This is a genomic window from Prevotella marseillensis, from assembly GCF_900625065.1.
Lineage (GTDB): Bacteria > Bacteroidota > Bacteroidia > Bacteroidales > Bacteroidaceae > Prevotella > Prevotella rara.
Map to the genome: position 1 here is coordinate 1,667,487 of NZ_UYXY01000001.1, position 18,708 is coordinate 1,686,194.

General features: G+C 44.5%; 14 protein-coding genes. 2 read left to right on the forward strand and 12 right to left on the reverse strand.

Annotated elements, in window-relative coordinates; genetic code table 11:
* The first annotated feature begins 121 nt into the window (after positions 1 to 121).
* Positions 122 to 1,030 (forward strand): TraB/GumN family protein, encoded by a 909-nt coding sequence (locus EJL04_RS07050; RefSeq protein ID WP_125104495.1) that lies wholly within the window; start codon positions 122 to 124, stop codon positions 1,028 to 1,030.
* Between the two features lie 983 nt (positions 1,031 to 2,013).
* On the opposite strand, the gene EJL04_RS07055 is transcribed toward EJL04_RS07050, so the two are convergent.
* The 4 genes from EJL04_RS07055 to holA form a co-directional block, all read right to left on the reverse strand.
* Positions 2,014 to 2,928 (reverse strand): dihydroorotate dehydrogenase, encoded by a 915-nt coding sequence (locus EJL04_RS07055; RefSeq protein WP_125104496.1) that lies wholly within the window; start codon positions 2,926 to 2,928, stop codon positions 2,014 to 2,016.
* Positions 2,916 to 3,692 carry a dihydroorotate dehydrogenase electron transfer subunit gene (locus EJL04_RS07060; protein ID WP_125104497.1) on the reverse strand — a complete coding sequence of 259 codons (777 nt, stop codon included), beginning with the start codon at positions 3,690 to 3,692 and terminating at the stop codon, positions 2,916 to 2,918. Before EJL04_RS07060 ends, EJL04_RS07055 begins: the two co-directional genes overlap by 13 nt.
* 311 nt (positions 3,693 to 4,003) lie before the next feature.
* The gene (locus EJL04_RS07065) at positions 4,004 to 4,471 is read right to left on the reverse strand and encodes a helix-turn-helix domain-containing protein (protein WP_125104498.1); all 468 of its coding nucleotides are present in this window, start codon (positions 4,469 to 4,471) and stop codon (positions 4,004 to 4,006) included.
* A 775-nt stretch (positions 4,472 to 5,246) separates the two neighbouring features.
* Positions 5,247 to 6,275, reverse strand: coding sequence for a DNA polymerase III subunit delta (holA, locus tag EJL04_RS07070; protein WP_021853450.1), 1,029 nt, complete (start codon positions 6,273 to 6,275; stop codon positions 5,247 to 5,249).
* Positions 6,276 to 6,469: 194 nt separating this feature from the next.
* On the opposite strand from holA, the gene EJL04_RS07075 reads away from it, so the two are divergent.
* A complete protein-coding gene (locus tag EJL04_RS07075) occupies positions 6,470 to 6,919 on the forward strand; it encodes a type I restriction enzyme HsdR N-terminal domain-containing protein (RefSeq protein ID WP_053397688.1) in 450 nt (149 codons plus the stop codon).
* 218 nt (positions 6,920 to 7,137) lie between these two features.
* Here the strand turns inward: EJL04_RS07075 and EJL04_RS07080 are convergent, their stop codons facing one another.
* The 8 genes from EJL04_RS07080 to EJL04_RS07115 form a co-directional block, all read right to left on the reverse strand.
* Positions 7,138 to 7,962 carry a DnaJ domain-containing protein gene (locus tag EJL04_RS07080; protein ID WP_125104499.1) on the reverse strand — a complete coding sequence of 275 codons (825 nt, stop codon included), beginning with the start codon at positions 7,960 to 7,962 and terminating at the stop codon, positions 7,138 to 7,140.
* Positions 7,963 to 8,279: 317 nt separating this feature from the next.
* The gene (locus tag EJL04_RS07085) at positions 8,280 to 9,383 is read right to left on the reverse strand and encodes a DUF3276 family protein (protein WP_125104500.1); all 1,104 of its coding nucleotides are present in this window, start codon (positions 9,381 to 9,383) and stop codon (positions 8,280 to 8,282) included.
* A 229-nt stretch (positions 9,384 to 9,612) separates the two neighbouring features.
* A complete protein-coding gene (locus EJL04_RS07090) occupies positions 9,613 to 11,949 on the reverse strand; it encodes an outer membrane beta-barrel family protein (protein WP_125104501.1) in 2,337 nt (778 codons plus the stop codon).
* Between the two features lie 241 nt (positions 11,950 to 12,190).
* The gene (locus EJL04_RS07095; RefSeq protein ID WP_125104502.1) at positions 12,191 to 13,978 is read right to left on the reverse strand and encodes a fibronectin type III domain-containing protein; all 1,788 of its coding nucleotides are present in this window, start codon (positions 13,976 to 13,978) and stop codon (positions 12,191 to 12,193) included.
* Between the two features lie 683 nt (positions 13,979 to 14,661).
* Entirely contained in the window at positions 14,662 to 15,264 is a 603-nt protein-coding gene (locus EJL04_RS07100) for a thiamine phosphate synthase (RefSeq protein WP_125104503.1), read from the reverse strand.
* Between the two features lie 150 nt (positions 15,265 to 15,414).
* Positions 15,415 to 16,185, reverse strand: coding sequence for a sulfide-dependent adenosine diphosphate thiazole synthase (locus EJL04_RS07105; protein ID WP_021853457.1), 771 nt, complete (start codon positions 16,183 to 16,185; stop codon positions 15,415 to 15,417).
* A 173-nt stretch (positions 16,186 to 16,358) separates the two neighbouring features.
* Positions 16,359 to 18,059 (reverse strand): phosphomethylpyrimidine synthase ThiC, encoded by a 1,701-nt coding sequence (gene thiC, locus EJL04_RS07110; protein ID WP_021853458.1) that lies wholly within the window; start codon positions 18,057 to 18,059, stop codon positions 16,359 to 16,361.
* 7 nt (positions 18,060 to 18,066) lie between these two features.
* Positions 18,067 to 18,705, reverse strand: coding sequence for a thiamine phosphate synthase (locus EJL04_RS07115; protein WP_125104504.1), 639 nt, complete (start codon positions 18,703 to 18,705; stop codon positions 18,067 to 18,069).
* Between the last annotated feature and the right edge of the window lie 3 nt (positions 18,706 to 18,708).

Genomic DNA, 18,708 nt, shown 5'->3' on the forward strand with positions numbered 1-18,708 from the left:
TAAAAAGGCAGGACACAAAAAACTTTCTTATCATTTCGTTTTTGCATGACAATTGGCTATCTTTGTACGGAATAATTTTTTAGTGTCATGACAAATGTGTAATCCCTAAATAAATCTATCTATGAAAAGAATTTTATTTTCTGCATTTTTGCTGTTTGTTGCGTTAATAGGCATTCAGGCGCAACTTTTATGGAAGATATCCGGCAACGGACTGAGCAAACCGTCGTACATAATAGGCACATACCATCTTGCACCGGCATCTTTTGCTGACAGCATACCTGGACTGAAAAATGCCCTAGACGCATCCGAACAGGTTTACGGAGAAATAATAATGTCGGAAATGACTGCTCCTGAAAACATGGCAAAATTACAGAGCGCCATGATGCTCCCTGACGGACAGACGATAGACAAGATGTTCACGGCTGAGGAAATGGCACGTATCAACGCCATGATAAAGGACATTATAGGCATAGACATGACCAACCCGATAGTGGCACAACAGTTCGGGAAAATGTCGCCACAGGCCCTTACAACACAGTTGACCGTACTGATGTATCTTAAAAAGAACCCGAAATTTAACCCGAACCAGACTTTCGACGAGTATTTTCAGAATAAGGCCAAGGAACAGGGTAAGCCTGTTGGCGCGCTCGAGACAATAGACTTCCAAATGGAACTGTTGTACAAGGGACAGACGGAAGAGCGCCAGAAAGAACTGCTGCTATGCCTTGCGGACAATAAGGATATGTATGAGATGATAACAGAAAACATCACCAAAGCCTTCTTTACACAAGACCTGAAGGCCATAAACGACGCTATGGAAGAAAAACTGAACAACAGCTGCGACTACACTCCACAGGAAAAGGACGCGCTGATATATAACCGCAACGCCGACTGGATAAAGAAGATGCCGGAGATAATGAAGAAGAGAGCTACATTCTTTGCCGTAGGAGCCGGACATCTGACGGGAGAAAAAGGCGTGCTGGAACTGTTGAAGAAAGCCGGATATAAGGTTGAAAGCGTAAGACAGTAAGCTCAACAGTATCTGACAAATCATAACGCTACACGGCATAACAGAGACAAAAACGGGCAATGCCCTGCCCCTTTACAGGCAGGAAAGCCTGATGACAATAGCGTTTTGCTACAAAATAATGCTCCGAATATGGGATAGCCTTTATTCGGAGCATTTTAATTTTTACAGAAATAAGCTTTACGACAAATCTAAGCAGGGAAACAGATAAAAATGACAATATTCTGCAATATTAACCGTCAACAAGCATTTTGAGCAAGATAATGCTACAATCGGCCATAAGACCGCATATTGTTTTATCTATTTGGCGTATTCCTGCTTTCAGCCCCCCTTTTATTTTCTATAGACGCCTTTTCGCCCGTTTTTCTTGACATAGTTCGTTACATCTGCCCAAAAAGCAAACGGCAAGGCGACGGATATTAAGCAGCTATCCAACAAAATAATAATGCCCGGTTGGAGTTAAACGGCCTAAATTTATCACTAAAGACTCTGTTGAAAAGGCGGAATGGAGCTATATTAGCCCCAATTATTAGGCAAAACACCATAAAAGTAGGCAAATTGACACATAAAAGACCACCTTTCGGGCTCTAAAAGACGGCAAAACGCAACGTGAAAGGTATGCTTCTGCAAACTCGTCAATATGCAAAGACATCCGGATTAAGCTTTGTCAACCTGAAACAGGAATAACGCAGCCTCAGGTAAACCGAAATCAGGATTAAATCAAAGAATATAAAGAAAAAGGTTTCTGAATAAACTCATCACTCATCACAAGCAGACATAACTTGCTGATTTTCAACGACATTGAATGTGATGAGTTGAAAAACAGACTCATCACGCCTAGCATAAAGCCTATGCTGTGATGAGTCTGCCTTCAAAGTCGTCACATCATAAGTGATTAAATTACAGCACTTTACATATCATTGTGACGAGTGACGAGTTTATTCAGAAAACTTTTTTTTATAAAAATCTCGTAAAAAGCAGAAATATCAGCAGTCTTCCAACGTACCGATAATCTCCTTAACCGACTTGCAGCCGTGGCTGTCAAGCCATTCATTGATTCCGTCGCGCACTTTTATCGTAACCTGAGGATCGATAAAGTTAGCTGTACCAATCTCTATTGCCGTAGCACCGGCCATAAGGAATTCGATGGCATCATGGGCATTACAGATACCTCCAAGACCGACAACAGGGATATTCACAGCCTTAGCCACCTGCCATACCATACGCAGGGCAACAGGCTTCACGGCAGGACCGCTAAGTCCGCCCGTATTGATGCTAAGCAAAGGCTTGCGCTTCTCTATATCAATAGCCATGCCCATAAGAGTGTTGATAAGCGATACGCTGTCGGCGCCCTCAGCCTCAACGGCACGCGCTATCTCGGCTATGTCGGTAACATTGGGAGAGAGCTTTACTATCATGGTCTTGTCGTATCTGGCACGCACAGCCTTTACTACGCTTGCCGCACCGGCACACGTAACGCCGAAGGCCATGCCTCCCTGCCTTACGTTTGGACATGAAATATTAAGTTCTATGGCCGGAATGTTGTCCAGCTCGTTGATACGGGCGGCACATTCAGCATAATCTTCAGGAGACGAGCCGCTGACGTTTACAATCATATTTGTATCAATGTCCTTTATCTCAGGATATATATGCTCACAGAAATAGTCTACGCCCTTGTTCTGCAGTCCCACGCAGTTGAGCATACCCGAAGCCGTCTCTACCATACGGGGATAATCGTTGCCCTCACGCGGTTTTAGAGTGGTTCCTTTCACAATAATACCGCCAAGACCTTCCAACGGTATGAAATCAGCAAATTCGGGGCCATAGCCAAATGTTCCCGAAGCCGTCATTACAGGGTTCTTCAACTGCAATTTGTTGATATTTACGCTTAAATCTGCCATAACAATTTCTTTATGTTTACAACCGGTCCTTCCTTACATACACACACGTTGCCTTCTGTGGTCTTTTCAACGCAGCAGAGACATGCTCCCAGTCCGCAGGCCATCTTATTTTCCAAAGACACCTCACATTCTATACCTTTTGCCTTGGCATATCTTGCCACGGCAGCCATCATTGGCTTCGGACCGCAAGTGGCTATACGGCCGAAAGCCACCTCATTGAGCACAGAATGGTTTGTAACAAAGCCTTTCTCGCCCATTGAGCCGTCTTCTGTCGTTACGCATACGCGCCCGTACTTTTTAAACTCATCCAGCAGAAGCAAATCTTTTCCGGAACGTGCCCCGAGAAGAAATACAGGGGGTATACCGGCATCGCAGAGTTTCTTGCCGAAATACAGCAGCGGAGCCACACCTACGCCGCCTCCAACAAGCAAAATCTTCTCTGAGGCGCCTTCAGGCATTGTAAAGCAGTTACCCAAAGGGAACATGCAGTTAAGCACGTCTCCGGCCTTTAATTGAGCCATACGGCGTGTTCCGTCGCCTATAGCAGCAACGAGAAGCCACAGCTGATTTGTGTCATAATCAACGAAATTAATTGAAATGGGACGCCTAAGGAATGTAGAAGGCGATCCGTCTACTCTTATCTCAACAAACTGTCCCGGGAGCATTTCCGGAAGTCGTTCGTCCTGAGTAAGCTTTATCAGAACATATTTGTCGTTTATATGTTCTACAGAAACGACCTTGAGGTCTGAAACATATTTTTTCATAAGAAACGAATTTATCTTATTAAACCAGGCGCAAGAAAGACTTTATCGCCTTACTTACAGAATACAAAGGTACAAAATAAGCCTGCGCTTTCCAAAAAAACGAAAGTCACAGGCTGTTAAATATATGTTAAACGGCATATATGATGCCATAAAAGGCTATTTAACGTCAAGAAAAACGCTCAACAATGAAAGACAGACACATGACAGAGCCAATAAATGCCTCAAAAAACGTATGTACATGCCATAAGCCTACAAAAAAGGGCATACCAGCAAAGCTAAATCAACATATTATCGGTTTTTACACGGCAATTCTATTTCTTTGGGACGAAAGTCTCATAGGTAAGGTCGTCAAAATAAACCCTTATCTCTGTAATCTGTCTTTGCGGACGCTCAACATATTTCACTTCAGGCCGAATAACGCTCTCAACATGTCTGTGCACAGACTGTTGAACAGATGCTCCGGTCTGGTTGCCTCCGAAAAGATCCGGCACGCCGCCTCCAAAGTCAGTAACATGCTCACTGCCCATATCTGTATCCTCAGCAGGAGATGGGTCGGTAGTCGGAGTGTCGTCGATAAACATCGAGCCTCTTCCGAACATGAGCCAGTCGGTACTCAGGCGAGGCATTTTGCTCTTAATCGCTTCAACGGTGTTGAGCGTCGGTTTTGTACGGTTGTTAAAAATGCTGCTTAATGATGCAGCAGACATTCCGATGAAGTTAGCGAAGGTCTGTTGACTCATATGTTGAGACTCCATTATCTGCCTGATTCGGTCTTTCATTTCTTCCATTTTCTTACCTTGATGTTGTTTTTTGCTATTTTTCTTAGACTTTACAAAGGTAAATCATTTTTTTGACATACACAACAAACCTAAATATAATTTTAAAATTTAAATATTAAATTTATATATTTATATTTGTAAATGTAAATATCTAAATCTTGTAATTTGGTATTTAAAAATACAAATGTAAATTTAGACTATTAAAACGCCCGATAAGCCTTTATTTAAAGGATTTTGCTAACTAATTCATTAGGCGAGCGTTATTTGCGCTGATAAAAAGCGTAAATCTGGCTTTATGCAGTATTTTAAGTCGAAAATAAGTAAAATTGCATAAATTTACTTCATAAAATATCGTATTTAGGCTGAAAATCAGGCATTTAAACAATAAATCCGAAAATGCATAAATATAACTCGTAATTTGCAAATTTAAAGATTTAAATATTAAAACATAAATTCAACTGTCAATATATTTGTATTTAAATATAAATTCACGCTTTACATTTGCGTTTTATATAAACAAATATAAACATTCAGATAGCTAAATTTTGGTATTGTAAATCATAATAAATGCAAACACTAAATTTTAACACCTGTTTTTCGGTCGAAAAACAGAAAAATTAAGTATTTCGAAACGAGGTAAAGAAAGCTCAAAAATACACGATTCTGAGAGCGTCAAAAATCATAAAAGGCTCTGATTTTTACGACTTTAACCCTATTTTTTTTGTTCAGAAAAAAATGCGAAAGAGAAAAAAATAGCCCCAAAATGGGGCTATTTTTAGTGTAAAATGAAGAAAATTAGCTCTCTTAACAGCTCCCCGACAGGGGTATTTGGGTTGTCTAAACCCTTACTTTTGGCATCTGTCTCTCTAATTTTAGAAATTATCTGCATCACTTTCACACCAGTATAATTTCTCATACCCGTGATGTAGTCCTTTGCAGCCCACCCTGCCCTGAGGTCCAACCAGCGTGCAACACTCTCGTCAGTTTTAGGTTGAGGAGCATAAAATGCTATAAGTAAATTTTGAAAATAAGAGAACAACATCGGTATAAGCATGTATGCATTTCCGGTCTTCGGGTTGTCATTAAAATAATACAAAATCCGTGTCGCCTTCAACACATCACGGTTAACTATCGCGCTGCGTAATTCGTAAGCATTAAAATCCTTGCTCACTCCTATCCTCTCCTCTACAACCTCAGGAGTAACACGCCGGTCATTCTCTGGCAAAGAAAGAATCAGCTTGTCCAGTTCACTCGTCAACCTGCTAAGATCTGCCCCGATATGGTCGGCTATCATCTGGGATGATTTATGGTCTATTGCAGCGCGTCCATAATTTTTAAGATAACTCTCTATGAAAGCCGGCAATTCATAATCACGCTTCTTCTTGCTCTCAAACACCACACCCGTAGCTGCAGCCTTGGCCAATATTTTCTTTCGGCCGTCAATACTGCCGTTTTTATGACACAAAACCAAAACTGTTGATTTCACAGGTTTTTCAACATACTTTTCCAGTTGTTCCCAGTTTTTTATGTTCTGAGCCTCTTTCACTATCACAACCTGCCGCTCGGCCATCATCGGAAAACGTCTTGCCATGTCAACAATCTGACTTGAAGAAACGTCAGAGCCAAAGACAACAGACTGGTTGAAGTCGCGTTCTTCAGGAGTAAGAGCATTCGTCGAGATAAAATCCGTTATCTTATCAATATAATAAGACTCCTCGCCCATAAGAATATATACGGGCGCATAATTACCTGCACGCAAGTCGCGCATTATGCTCTCAAAAGTAACGATCTTTTTCTCTGCCATATCTTTATGCTTTATCTGAAAGACATTGCTACCAAAAAAGGACGCTGACGTTCACCGTTTAAAATAATAATGGCTAACTTTGCAAAAATTACAGAGTCAGCGGCCTGAAGACATAAACTATCTGTCTGAGGCTATAAACTCATACGCCCTAATACATGGCAACTTAAAGCCATTCAGAATGCAAATTTAATAAAATGTATCGATTAAACCTACCTCAATACGAAATAAAAATAAAACAGCAGAACGGCAAGACTCTGATTCTTGACACGCTGAGACGCAAGTTTGTAAGTCTTACACCGGAAGAATGGGTGCGCCAGCATTTTGTTCATTTCCTGACAGAGCACAAAGGTTATCCGGCATCACTCATTGCCAACGAGACAGAACTGACATGCGGTCAGAAAAAACTGCGCTGCGACAGCGTTCTATACGACTCACAGGCGCGTCCGCGCATGATTATGGAGTATAAAGCTCCAACAATAGCCATCACACAGAAGGTGTTCAACCAGATTTCGGTTTATAACATGCTGCTGAAAGTGGATTATCTCGTAGTAAGCAACGGCCTGCAACACTATTGCTGCCGAATGGACTACGCAAATAACAGCTATTGTTTTCTGAAAGAAATACCTGATTTCAGCGAACTTTAACGCCAAACTGCATTAGTTTTTTGGGCAAAGATTTATAAAGAATAAAACATTACCCCCAAAAAGTCTGATTTTTAATCATAAAAAGAGAGCGGACAAACACCTGATTCATTTTTTAATGGTATTTGTCCGCTCTTTATTATATATCTAAACTGCACAAATAAAAGTTGGCAGATTAGCCGTTCTGTGTAAGCATGAGAATATTTAACGGGCCAAAACTTCTACATACCCCTTGCCTTAAATATCTTTTCTTTAGCCTCATTGATTTCCTGGAATTTCTTCTCAGCCGCACGCCTGATATCCTCGCCAAGCGCAGCCACACGGTCGGGGTGATGCTTCAAGGCAAGGTTACGATATGCCTTGCGCACTTCATCGTCTGTCGCATCAGGCGATACGCCCAACACAGCATAAGCATCTTCCAGTGTGTCTTTTTGCAGATTCAACATCGAGTCAAGATCTTCCATATCCATGCGCATATAGCGAACGCACTCTCTCAAGGCAGAAATTTCCTCATTTGGCATAGAACCGTCTGACCTTGCTATCATTACGAGGAAGTTTAGCAGCTGCAGACGCTGACCATAGTCGAGATTCATAGCTATCTGCTCGCAGCTCTGACGTATAACATCCCTGAAAGCATAAGGATTTGTGGCATTCAGTCTCTTCTGCTCGTCAAATAGGCGCAGAAGTATGCTGTTGCCCTGCTCCACGGCTACTTCACCGAAGTTTGCACGCAAGAACTTCCGCACAAACTCCATCTCGCTGTGCATCACCTTGCCGTCTGCCTTAATAATATACGACGCCAGAACAAGCAGAGAGAACAAAAAACTGTTGCGCTGCCCCTCATAATATTGCTGTTCGCGCGTCGCGCTGCCGAAGCCTTGACGGCCAGAAGAAGTACTTCCGTATCCGTTTTTGGGCTCTCCGTCTTTGTTTACCGCATTAATTCCATAATCAAACAAGGCTCCCAGTGCCACTCCGGCCAAAGCTCCGAGCGCACCGCCGGACATAAAGCCCAATATGCCGCCTATCCATTTTCCTGCTGCCATAAATTTCTGTTTTTTACGTTTAAAGCGCCATTCGAGTCTAATATACAAGACAAGATGTCTGACATATAGTCACAAAAGCGCCATTATAATTTCATTTTTAGTATATTTTCCCTTATGCAAATATAATGCAAACGGCGGGCTGAACAAAATAAATTTATTTAATTAAACCCAAATCAGGCTGTATATCGCGGATGTATCGCCATAAACGCTCATGTTTACAAACTTTTTGGATGCTACATGCCTGAACCTTGGAAAATTCTGACGAGTATTACCAACACCCGGCTATCGCCTACATCAGGCATTTTTTTGCCTCTTTATCAGCTTATTATGCGCCAATGACGGGCTGCATCAATCACTACGTCAAAAAAAGCCGACAACTCCGTGACGCAAAATCCTATCGTCTGACGCCTGTGTCCCATTGTCAGCAGCTCTTTTTCCTGAGTCATCATACACATTTTCATGCCTTCTGACATGACCATATTCAGACTTATGTCGCCGCTTGCCGACCTTACCACGATGTTTTTGTCTAATTTTTCATCACGCTCCACAGCCCTTGTTACATAGCCTATTGTATCATAAAACGCCCTGAATTCGCTGCGGTCCATGAATATTTTGTTGCGCTCATACTTTCCGTCTGCCGATTTTGTACTTTGAGTAAGTTTGATATAAACATCCTTTCCGGCCTCGTTAAAATCAAAATATATCGTGCTATATCCAAAATCAAGCCTGCGGCTCCACTGTCCTACGCCATTATCAGCCTGTCCTGCCACTGCCCTGCCACCTTGACTGAATCCATTGGAAGCATTCTGATTTGCAGAAAAACTACGTCCGTTATACGAACGTCCGCCCTGCAAACTGCTTTTTTCGCGCTGAGAATCATCGGGAAAACGGCGTCCGGCATACGAACGTCCACCCTGTTGCGGTAACGGTTCCTTAGTTTTTGCCCTATTGGCTTGATTGCCTACAAGGTATCTCACATTGCTGTATCCGGCCAAACCGCGCTCCAGATTGCCGCCTTTTGAGCAATATCCGACTATAATTTCGTCAGCAAGAGCCATCATCTGTGCGTTGCGGTCGAATGCCGAGCGGGCGCATACCGTATGCACCTCTGGTCCGCAATGGGTTATTATTAGTAGCCGGCCACTGCCCAAAGCCGCGCTCACAGGCTCGCTCCATTGCTCATGCATGGCTTCTGCCAGCACCAATATTGCCGGAATTTTTCTTTCAAGCAATGATGAAAACACATGTTTTTCCATTGGCGACTGGTCGCCGCACATTACGCAAACCTTATCCGGTTGCAGGGTTGCAATCCATCTGTCCACTGCAGGCTGAAGTCCAGACGGCTCCTTTCTCGAGCAAAAAAATGCCATTTTTCGCAGCTGCATGATATTTTCGTTGCCCAGTTTACTTCTTATTTCCATGTTTTTCGTTTTGTTATCAAATTCAAGGTTATAATATAAATCCAAGCAGTAAGCCTAAAATTAGTCCCGGTTTTATACCGAAATGCAGATTATCTTATACTAAGATTTATGCAAATATACAAAAAAACGGCATGCCACGTATAAAAACTGATGCCGATTAATGCCTTCAGGCAATAAAAACATCATAATCTTCATACGCAGCATGCCGTAAAGTCAACACACTTGCCGTCTACATACGGCTTTTCTGGCTCTGTCCTGCTCCCGTGCCCTTATATTTGCTCTTGTCAACATTAAACTTATAGCGCACCGTAAGGCTAACTCTGCGCTGAGCCGGAGCGCCCCAAAGCGTCTCGCGCATGGAGCCATAAAACATGGTCAAGCGCTGGCGTGAGGTCTTGAATAAGTCCTTTACTTGCAGCTGCACCGTAAGCCGGTCTTGCATAAATGCCTTATATAAAGACATATCTGCCCTGAAAGACGGCTTCCTCATGTACACATTCTCGTCGCCTCCACGTGTCGTATAGCGCATATTTAGCGAAATACGGCATATTTTAGTGTCTAATGTGTTGTCAAAACGGAATGTTCCAACGGGATTGTCGAGCGGATTATGCCCGTGAACCTGCATGGCGAACCACTGCTTCTGCACGCCGAGCATAAGCGACGGATGCCACACTCCAAAAGTCGGACTTATATTAAGCGAGGCGTACATCTTGTCGTACGACTCACCGTTTACCTGCCTGAAAAGCACCACCGACGGGTCGTCTCCGTAGGGTTCGCTGTGCTGTATTATCGGATCAATTACATGCGACCATCCTGCATTCAACATTATCCACTTATATGTAAGCGCCAAGTTGACGTTGTTTGACCTTGACGGCAGCAAAAACGGATTACCGCCCTCATAAGTGTAGCGATTATCGTAGGTTATGTTGCTGCGAAGCTGGTTATAAGACGGCCGGGATATGTCTGACGCATAGCCCAACTGAACGCCAAAATCGCCTAACATGCCCGAAAGCGACAACGAAGGAAAGACATTGTTAAACACACGACTCTGTTCGCCCACATACACTCCGTCGTCATAATAGTCGAAATCTACATTCTCATACCTCACTCCGGCCTGCATGCTAAAAGGCCCAAAATGGCGGACATATTCAACAAAGGCCGAAGCCATACCCTCTTCTATACGGCTCTTGTCGTCTTCGAGGACATCTGCCGGAAGCACACCATAAAGAGTCTTGCGCACCGAATAAGAATACTCTCCGCCAAAAGACAAGGTGCCGCCAAACAGCGGAGACGTCAGCACCAGCTTTGACGCCACAAGATTGTTAAGATCATCTGATAGAGTGCTGACCTGCTGAGTTACAGGTTCGAGCCCTGTTTCTTGATAAGTTTCCTTCGTTGACATATTTTTTACAGACTTGTTCCAATACCAATCTGTATTAAACTCTATGTCAAAGTTCCATATTTTACCAACATAATAAACATTTCCTTGTAAAACAGTTGCCTGAATATCAGCATTATAATAACTTTTAAGTTTTTCTAAAAGAATATTATCTTTTATAACTTCTGAATTCATATATCCACAAGCCTTATACCAAGGCTCGCGATAAGACATAAAACTAAATCCAAGGGAATTCTTGTTATCAAACGAATAATTCAATGCCAAACGCCCATAAAAATCTGTATTTTTATATACTTGATCTATTTCATTAGGCTGCATCAATGTCTTATCTATATACGTTATCTGGTCTATCCGCTTAGGGTCTAATCTGTTTTCCCTTGATATATTGAACGTTCCGCCTATGTCGAGGCCTCCGCTGCGCCAGTTCATGTTTATGTGCTCCTGCCCCGAGACATAGCCTCGCTCTTTAAGCTCACCCGACAGTCTGTTGTCAAAGCCAAAGCCCTCGCCAACAGCCTTTTTGGTGGTTATGCGTATAACCGACTTGACACTTGCGCCATATCTTGCACCGGGATTTGTTACAACCTCAACCGACTTTATATTGTCCGAACTAAGGCGTTCAAGCTCCACTTTGTCGAGCATCTTGCGCCCGTTTATATAAATTTCGGGCTCTCCGCGCCCAAAAACCTCTATTTTCTCGCTGTTTGCCGACACATTTGGTATGCGGTCGAGCAGATCTTCCATACTTCCTGCCGTCTCCAGCACCGTCCCCACCACGTTTGTCACCATGGCATCGCCCTTCAGCCTCGTCTTCGGCATGCGGCTCCTGACAACCACCTCGCCAAGCATCTGCGTGTCTTCTTGCAGACAGATGCGGCCCTCATTGCCTGTCCTGTCGGCATAAACGGTCTTATATCCCACGCCCGAAACGCGCAACAGGCGTCCTTCTGGCGGAACATCGAAACCGAAACGACCAATGCTGTCGGTCATAACGCCCGTAACATAAGCCGAATCAGGCAGCGACAAGGCCACCACATTTATATATGGTATGCCATTACCATGCGCATCCACCACCTGTCCGCTGACGTTCTGTCCTGCTGCCGTCAATGTCATCAACGTTGCCGGAAGCAGCATCATCCGCTTTATATCAACACGTATCTTTGTCATATGTTATGCTTTTTTTACTGAAAATCTTTAACCTCAAACAGCATTTCTGACTTTTTAAGGCTGCAATGCTTTTGATTTTTTCACTTTTAAGACGGATAAACCATAACAAACGTTGCACGGGCAAGCTTATATTTATTTTTTTAACAAATACGGTTAAAAACTATATAAAACAACTGAACGTCTGCCGATGAATTACGGCAGACGTTCAGAAAGACTATTATGTATAACACATGACGGTAACTTATTCAACTATCACCTTTCCGTAGTAGCTTTTGTTGCCTTTTATGGCCTTAACAATATACAGGCCGCTGCCCATTGCATTAGTGGCAATTGTTGTTCCTGTATAGCGTCCTGCCAATGCACCGTTAGAAGAATATACCTCAACGCTCTCAGGCTCAACACCTTTAATAACAATCTGCTTGTTGTCAGAGTCGTTATAAATCCTTACGGGAGATGTCTCTGCCTTAGAAACGCCCGTAGAGCTGCCTTCTTCCTTGATAATCTTGAACGAATCAAACAGTGTTGCGCTGCCTGCGTCGTTAACGGTGTATGTGCTTACAAATATCGTGTCGGCCGTTACTGTAACGTCGCTAAATGTAGGTTCGCCTGTCTGACCGAATTTTCCAGAGAAGAGTCCCCAGTAATTGTCAACTCCATGAGCCGAATATGCGTCAATCATAGCCTGTTCGTCGCGCGGCTCATACTTCTTCTTGCCGGCAGAATTGTTCAGGAAGTACAGAGTGCCTTCGTTTACGTTGAACACACCGCCCTGCTTTCCTGTCATATTCTCACGCACTCCGCCGGGAACAACGGTCTCAACCTCTTCTACGGCACCGTCTACAAGAGTCTTTGTCAGGTTGTTAACCGGACCGATAACTTCGTAGATATGGTCGTGGCCCTGCAAGGCAACGTCTATATGAAGCTCGTTGAACACGGGGAGCATGTTTTCACGTACAAGACGTCCGTCGCTGTCGCTCTGGTGCGACTGGCTGCCTGTAAACATGTTCTTATGGAATGTGGCAATGCGCCATTTAACGTCTTTATGCTCCTCAACCTGCTTTCTCATCCAGTCGGCAAGGGCGTCAAAGTAGCCTTCTTTCTTGTAGTCCTCGTAGTTTATCACCATGAACAAGGCGTCGCCCTGAACAAACGAATAAACTGTTCCTTCCATTGTAGTAGGCACGGCCGAAGTTGTGTTGAACGTGTTGTCTGTGTTAAAGTGCCATGCAAAGTTGCTGTTTGAACTTGTATCGTGGTTACCCTGCGCAACAACCAACGGATAGTTCATCCAAATATCCTGCATTGTGCTGAACCACTGCTCATATTCCCATTCAGAGTTGTTGGCTCCTGAAGTTTCAACCAAGTCGCCGTTCACCAGCACAAACTTGGCATCGGGCACCATCTTCTGTGCTGCATGGGCTGTTTTCTGAGAAACATCAAACATGCCGTCATTCTGTGCCTGGGTGTCTGTTATATAGATGAACGAGAATCCTTCTTTCTTGTCGTATGACTCGGCGGCTGTGGTAAAGTGGCCAATCTCGCTCCAACCCTCCTCGTTACCAACACGGAACGAATAGGTTGTGCCCGGTTTCAGGTCTTTTGCCAGAGCCTTATGGCTTGTGTATGAGCGCTTTGTGTTGGCCTCAATGCCTTCCACTCCGTTTTTGCTCGTCACGTAGTTAAGGTCTTTTACATCAGCAGAAACAGCATCTATTGTGATGTCGGGCTTGCTGAAATCTTCTACACTTGCGTCTGCCTTCAAGACAATCTGCACCTTGCCAGTCTTCACAGAACTGTTGGTAAACCAGGCAAAAGCCATACGCGTAGTAGGATCTCCGTTAAGTGTCATGTTGATGCTGTAAGGCTGACTTGCCGACTGCATTTCTGCCATGAGGCGTGTCAGACGTGTCCATGACGGAACGGTGTAGTTGTCCTGATTCAAACTGATTTCCTGTGCTGATGCTGACAGCATACCGGCTGAAAGGAATGCCACAACTACGCCAGACTTGATTGTGTTAGAAATTTTCATAAATAATTTTGTTTTAATGAAACATAATTAAATTTTCGTATGCAAAATTATCTGTATGGTGTTTCATCTTTCTTACAGCATAACTACGAGTTTGCAGCAAAATAATTACGAAAATAATACACCTAAAAAGCCCATATTTTAATGTACACGTAAGAGATTTTTATTAAAATGAAATAAAATCAAGGTTAAGTTACGGTTAATATAACAGGACGGACAACAGCACAGCAAATAATCTTCGGAATATGTCTTTCCGCAGAATTTTTATGACTATATTTTTACTCAAAGCGAAAAGACGCTCAAAAATCGAAAGTTTTTACCATAGAAACACTTTCGATTAAACATTTATCCAACACAATTTACATGGTTTGTTAAGTAAATGACAGTTGTTTACTTTCAAACTATTAGTGGCTGAGTTACGGGTCATAACTCTATCACTTTTGATGCAAAAGTGGCCGCTTTTCAGGTCGTAAGTCATAGGATTTTTTCTGATAAAACGGCTTGGTTTAAACCTAAATCTGTGATTAGCGTACGAAAAGATGCAGACAAGCTAAAGAAAACGGCTATATATACAACAAAGAAAATGACGCAAAAAACTTTTGCCAACAGCAAAGAAACGACAAAAAAACAAAAGCCATAACTACACGCAACAGCCTGTAGCCATGGCTTTTATCGGCAAAACAACATCAATGCTGTCTAAAACATTCTCTTATGCTGTGTAAACGTGCGCAAAGTTGCGCTTCGCTCAGTCCGGCCATACTGTTGATACAGCCCAGCATTGCCGCGCCGCCGAAATTTAGAGACTTCAGATAGTGTATCTTATCCGGCGTAACACCGCCAAGAGCCACAACCTTATTGTCCAGAATGCCCTGTTCTGACGCCTGACGGAGCGTTGCATCAGTGAAGGCAGAGGCATATCCCTGCTTTGACACGCTGTCGAATATCGGGCTGAGAAATACATAATTGCAGTTATCTTTGTGCTGTTTTACCTCTTCAAGAGAATGACACGAACGGCTGACATGACCGCTGTAACCTTCGGGCACAATGTTTCGGCGCGCGTTAAGGTGTATTCCGCGCAAACCATAAGGCTCCGCCAGTTCAAAAAAGTCGTGAACTACAATATGCGAGCGGTCTTCTGCCGACAGCTCTTCAAGCAGGCGCGCACAGTCAGCAGCCGATGCTCCGGGTTTACGCAGATGTATTATGTCAACGCCGTTGGCCAACAGACGATGAAGAAACGTGGCTTCATCTGATAAAAAAACGGGAGAAGTAACTACAATCCAAAGCATTGTTTAAGCAAAAATGAAAAGCGAAAAGTAAACAAAACGAATTTCGGCGTCTGTCTGCACAGACAAAATGCCAGACGAATACACCTTATTATATATAAGGGGCTATGAAGTCCGGACAAAAAGCCGCTACTTCATAGCCCCACACCAAAACTATTTAAGTTTCTTGATAATCAGTTCGGCAACCTTCTTGCCCGACATGAGCATACCGCCGAAGATAGGTCCCATACGGGGAGTTCCGCTTACGGCAGAAGCAGCCATACCGCAGACATAAAGTCCGGGATAAATCTCCTTTGTGCCGTTAACCACCTCATTCTCGCCTGAAACCACGTCGAGCGAGCGCTCGCCGATAACATCGCCCGTATCAGTTGCGAGGCGGATGCCGTTCTTGCGTGCTACAGTCTTGCACATCTCGCTGTCATGGCCCGTTCCGTCGATAACACACTTTGCCATAATGTTAATCGGGTCTACATGCATACCTTCACGCAAAACCGGAGTCCAGTTGACAACAACACCGCTGACAACATTGTCCTTAAACACAACATCCTCAACAGAATAGCAGTTGAATATTGTTGCTCCGGCATGAACGGCCTTATATAGCAGCGCAGAGGTACTCTCAACAGAATCCATCACAAACAGGTCTTCGTCGTAGCTCTCAAAGTTGATGTCAAAGTCTTTCACGATTTCGATGGCTTCTTTCTGCACGACAATCTGATTGAACATCATTGCGCCGCCCCACATACCGCCGCCGGGAGACAACTTGCGGTCGAACTGGGCAACTTTAAGTCCGGCCTTTGCCAGATAATATGCGGCAACAATGCCTGACGGACCTCCGCCTACAATGGCAACATCGAGGTCAAGATTACGTTCCAACTTGCTGAAATAGGTACTGATAATACCCTGTGATACTTTCTTTTCTATCATTTTATTTTATTTTTTATATAGTAAATTTCTTATTTTCAATGAGTTAAGTTTTTCCTTTCTTCATGCTTCATTGCGCTCACGCAAGCTTGGCATAACGGCATGACAGGCACATATACAGCCTGTCATACTGCTGCGCAGACAGCTTAACGCCGAGGCATTAAAGCCCACAGACATTAAACGTCGCACTCGCCTTCTTTTATCGTCTGGCTTATACGCATGGCGCAGAAGTTAGGACCGCACATAGTGCAGTATTTTCCGCCCACATGGTTAGCCGTCTTGTAGTATTCAAGCGCACGTTCAGGGTCAAGACTCAGGTTAAACTGGTCTTTCCAGCGGAACTCATAGCGTGCCTTGCTCAGCGCATTGTCGCGCACAATGGCACCGGGATGATGCTTTGCCAGATCGGCTGCATGTGCAGCAAGCTTGTATGTCACCACGCCCACGCGTACATCGTCGCGGTCGGGCAAGGCTAGATGCTCTTTCGGCGTTACATAGCACAGCATGGCAGTGCCGAGCCATCCTATCTGAGCCGCACCGATGGCACTTGTTATATGGTCGTAGCCGGGCGCAATGTCGGTTACCAACGGGCCGAGCGTATAGAACGGCGCGTTGTGGCACTTCTCTATCTGACGCTGCATATTCTCAGGAATCTTATCCATTGGCACATGACCAGGACCTTCGATAAATGCCTGAACATTCTTTGCCCAAGCACGCTCCACAAGCTCTCCCATCGTGTCGAGCTCGGCAAACTGGGCGCGGTCGTTGGCATCATAGACACTGCCCGGACGCAATCCGTCGCCAAGCGAAACGGCTACGTCATATTTAGCCAGAATGTCGCATATATCATCAAAATGCTCATAGAGGAAACTCTCTTTCTGATGCATCTGGCACCACTTTGATATAATGCTTCCTCCACGGCTAACCATGCCTGTCATGCGGTTGTCAGCAAGATGTATGTTCTGCAGACGTATGCCGCAATGGATGGTGAAATAGTCAACTCCCTGCTCACACTGCTCGATAAGTGTGTCGCGGAACAGCTCCCAAGTAAGGTTTTCAGCATGGCCGTTAACCTTCTCCATGGCCTGATACATAGGCACGGTGCCTACGGGCACAGGACAGTTGCGCACAATCCACTCTCTTGTCTCGTGAATATTTGCTCCTGTAGACAGGTCCATCAGCGTGTCGCCACCCCACTTGCAGCTCCACACAGCCTTCTCAACCTCCTCGTCTATGCTCGAAGTTGTGGCCGAATTGCCTATGTTTGTGTTGATTTTCACAAGGAAATTGCGGCCTATAATCATAGGTTCTGCCTCGGGATGGTTGATGTTTGCCGGAATTACGGCGCGTCCGGCGGCAATCTCGCTGCGCACAAACTCAGGAGTGATGTGCGTTTCGATGCCAAGTTCCTTGCAGTTCATGTTCTCACGTATGGCGACATACTCCATTTCAGGGGTTATTATGCCCTGCTTTGCATAGTAAAGCTGGCTCACCTGGCAGCCTTCCTTAGCCCTGAGAGGCAGGGCTATATGCTCAAAGCGGAGAGAATCGAGAGAGTGGTCATCACGCCTCATGCGTCCGTATTCAGACGAAATCTCCTTCAGGCGTTCCACTCCTCCACGCTTCAGTATCCACGGTTCGCGCAATCGCGGCAGACCTTTGCGTACATCAGTAGCAACATCAGGGTCGCTGTAAGGACCGGAAGTATCATAAATATACACAGGAGGATTAGGACGCTCCGTGCGTTTGTCACCATCAACGGTAACTGTGGGAGTCTGCTTTACGACACGCATGCCCACACGAATGTCGGGAAAGAGTTCACCCTTGAGGTAAACTTTCTCTGAACCCGGATAAGTTATTCTTACATTATTTTCCATAAATATATTATAAGGTTTGTTCTTTTTGATTTATCAGATCTGCTATACGGCGCATCTCGCTGACCGGATCAGCGGCACGCAGGATGCTTCCGCTAAGAGCTATGCCCGTAACACCTGCACTGAAAAGGTCAGGAATGTCGTCGTAGCCAATGCCGCCAATGGCTATCAGCGGCAGGTTTATTCCTCTGTCGTGCATCTGTTTAAGCAGACGTCTGTATCCGTCGAGCCCGAGAATGGCAGCAAGATTCTTCTTTGTAGTAGTGAAACGGAACGGGCCGCAGCCGATATAGTCGGCACCTTGGGCGGCAAGACGGCAAATATCGTCGAATGTGTTGGCCGTTCCACCTATTATATAATCAGGACCTAAAATCTTTCGCGCCTCGTCCACCGGCATGTCATTTTTGCCAAGATGGACGCCATCAGCACCAACACGCTGCGCCATCATCACATTATCGTCAATTACGAACGTGGCATCATAGCCGGCGCATAGACTCTTCACCTGCAATGCTGCCGCTTCGAGCTCTGCCTCTGTGGCATCCTTCATGCGCAGCTGAATCCATCGGCATCCGCCTTCAAGAGCCATTCTGGCTGAGTCGACGTAAGTATATTTGTCAGTAAAATGTGTGATAAACTGAAGTCTGTTCATATC

Excerpts from the sequence above, each read along its gene's own strand:
- EJL04_RS07090 (WP_125104501.1), bottom strand. The coding sequence starts at position 11,949 with ATGACAAAGATACGTGTTGATATAAAGCGGATGATGCTGCTTCCGGCA.
- holA (WP_021853450.1), bottom strand. The coding sequence starts at position 6,275 with ATGGCAGAGAAAAAGATCGTTACTTTTGAGAGCATAATGCGCGACTTG.
- EJL04_RS07050 (WP_125104495.1), top strand. The coding sequence starts at position 122 with ATGAAAAGAATTTTATTTTCTGCATTTTTGCTGTTTGTTGCGTTAATA.
- EJL04_RS07095 (WP_125104502.1), bottom strand. The coding sequence starts at position 13,978 with ATGAAAATTTCTAACACAATCAAGTCTGGCGTAGTTGTGGCATTCCTT.
- EJL04_RS07075 (WP_053397688.1), top strand. The coding sequence starts at position 6,470 with ATGTATCGATTAAACCTACCTCAATACGAAATAAAAATAAAACAGCAG.
- EJL04_RS07105 (WP_021853457.1), bottom strand. The coding sequence starts at position 16,185 with ATGATAGAAAAGAAAGTATCACAGGGTATTATCAGTACCTATTTCAGC.
- EJL04_RS07115 (WP_125104504.1), bottom strand. The coding sequence starts at position 18,705 with ATGAACAGACTTCAGTTTATCACACATTTTACTGACAAATATACTTAC.
- EJL04_RS07100 (WP_125104503.1), bottom strand. The coding sequence starts at position 15,264 with ATGCTTTGGATTGTAGTTACTTCTCCCGTTTTTTTATCAGATGAAGCC.
- EJL04_RS07060 (WP_125104497.1), bottom strand. The coding sequence starts at position 3,692 with ATGAAAAAATATGTTTCAGACCTCAAGGTCGTTTCTGTAGAACATATA.
- EJL04_RS07065 (WP_125104498.1), bottom strand. The coding sequence starts at position 4,471 with ATGAAAGACCGAATCAGGCAGATAATGGAGTCTCAACATATGAGTCAA.
- thiC (WP_021853458.1), bottom strand. The coding sequence starts at position 18,059 with ATGGAAAATAATGTAAGAATAACTTATCCGGGTTCAGAGAAAGTTTAC.
- EJL04_RS07080 (WP_125104499.1), bottom strand. The coding sequence starts at position 7,962 with ATGGCAGCAGGAAAATGGATAGGCGGCATATTGGGCTTTATGTCCGGC.
- EJL04_RS07055 (WP_125104496.1), bottom strand. The coding sequence starts at position 2,928 with ATGGCAGATTTAAGCGTAAATATCAACAAATTGCAGTTGAAGAACCCT.
- EJL04_RS07085 (WP_125104500.1), bottom strand. The coding sequence starts at position 9,383 with ATGGAAATAAGAAGTAAACTGGGCAACGAAAATATCATGCAGCTGCGA.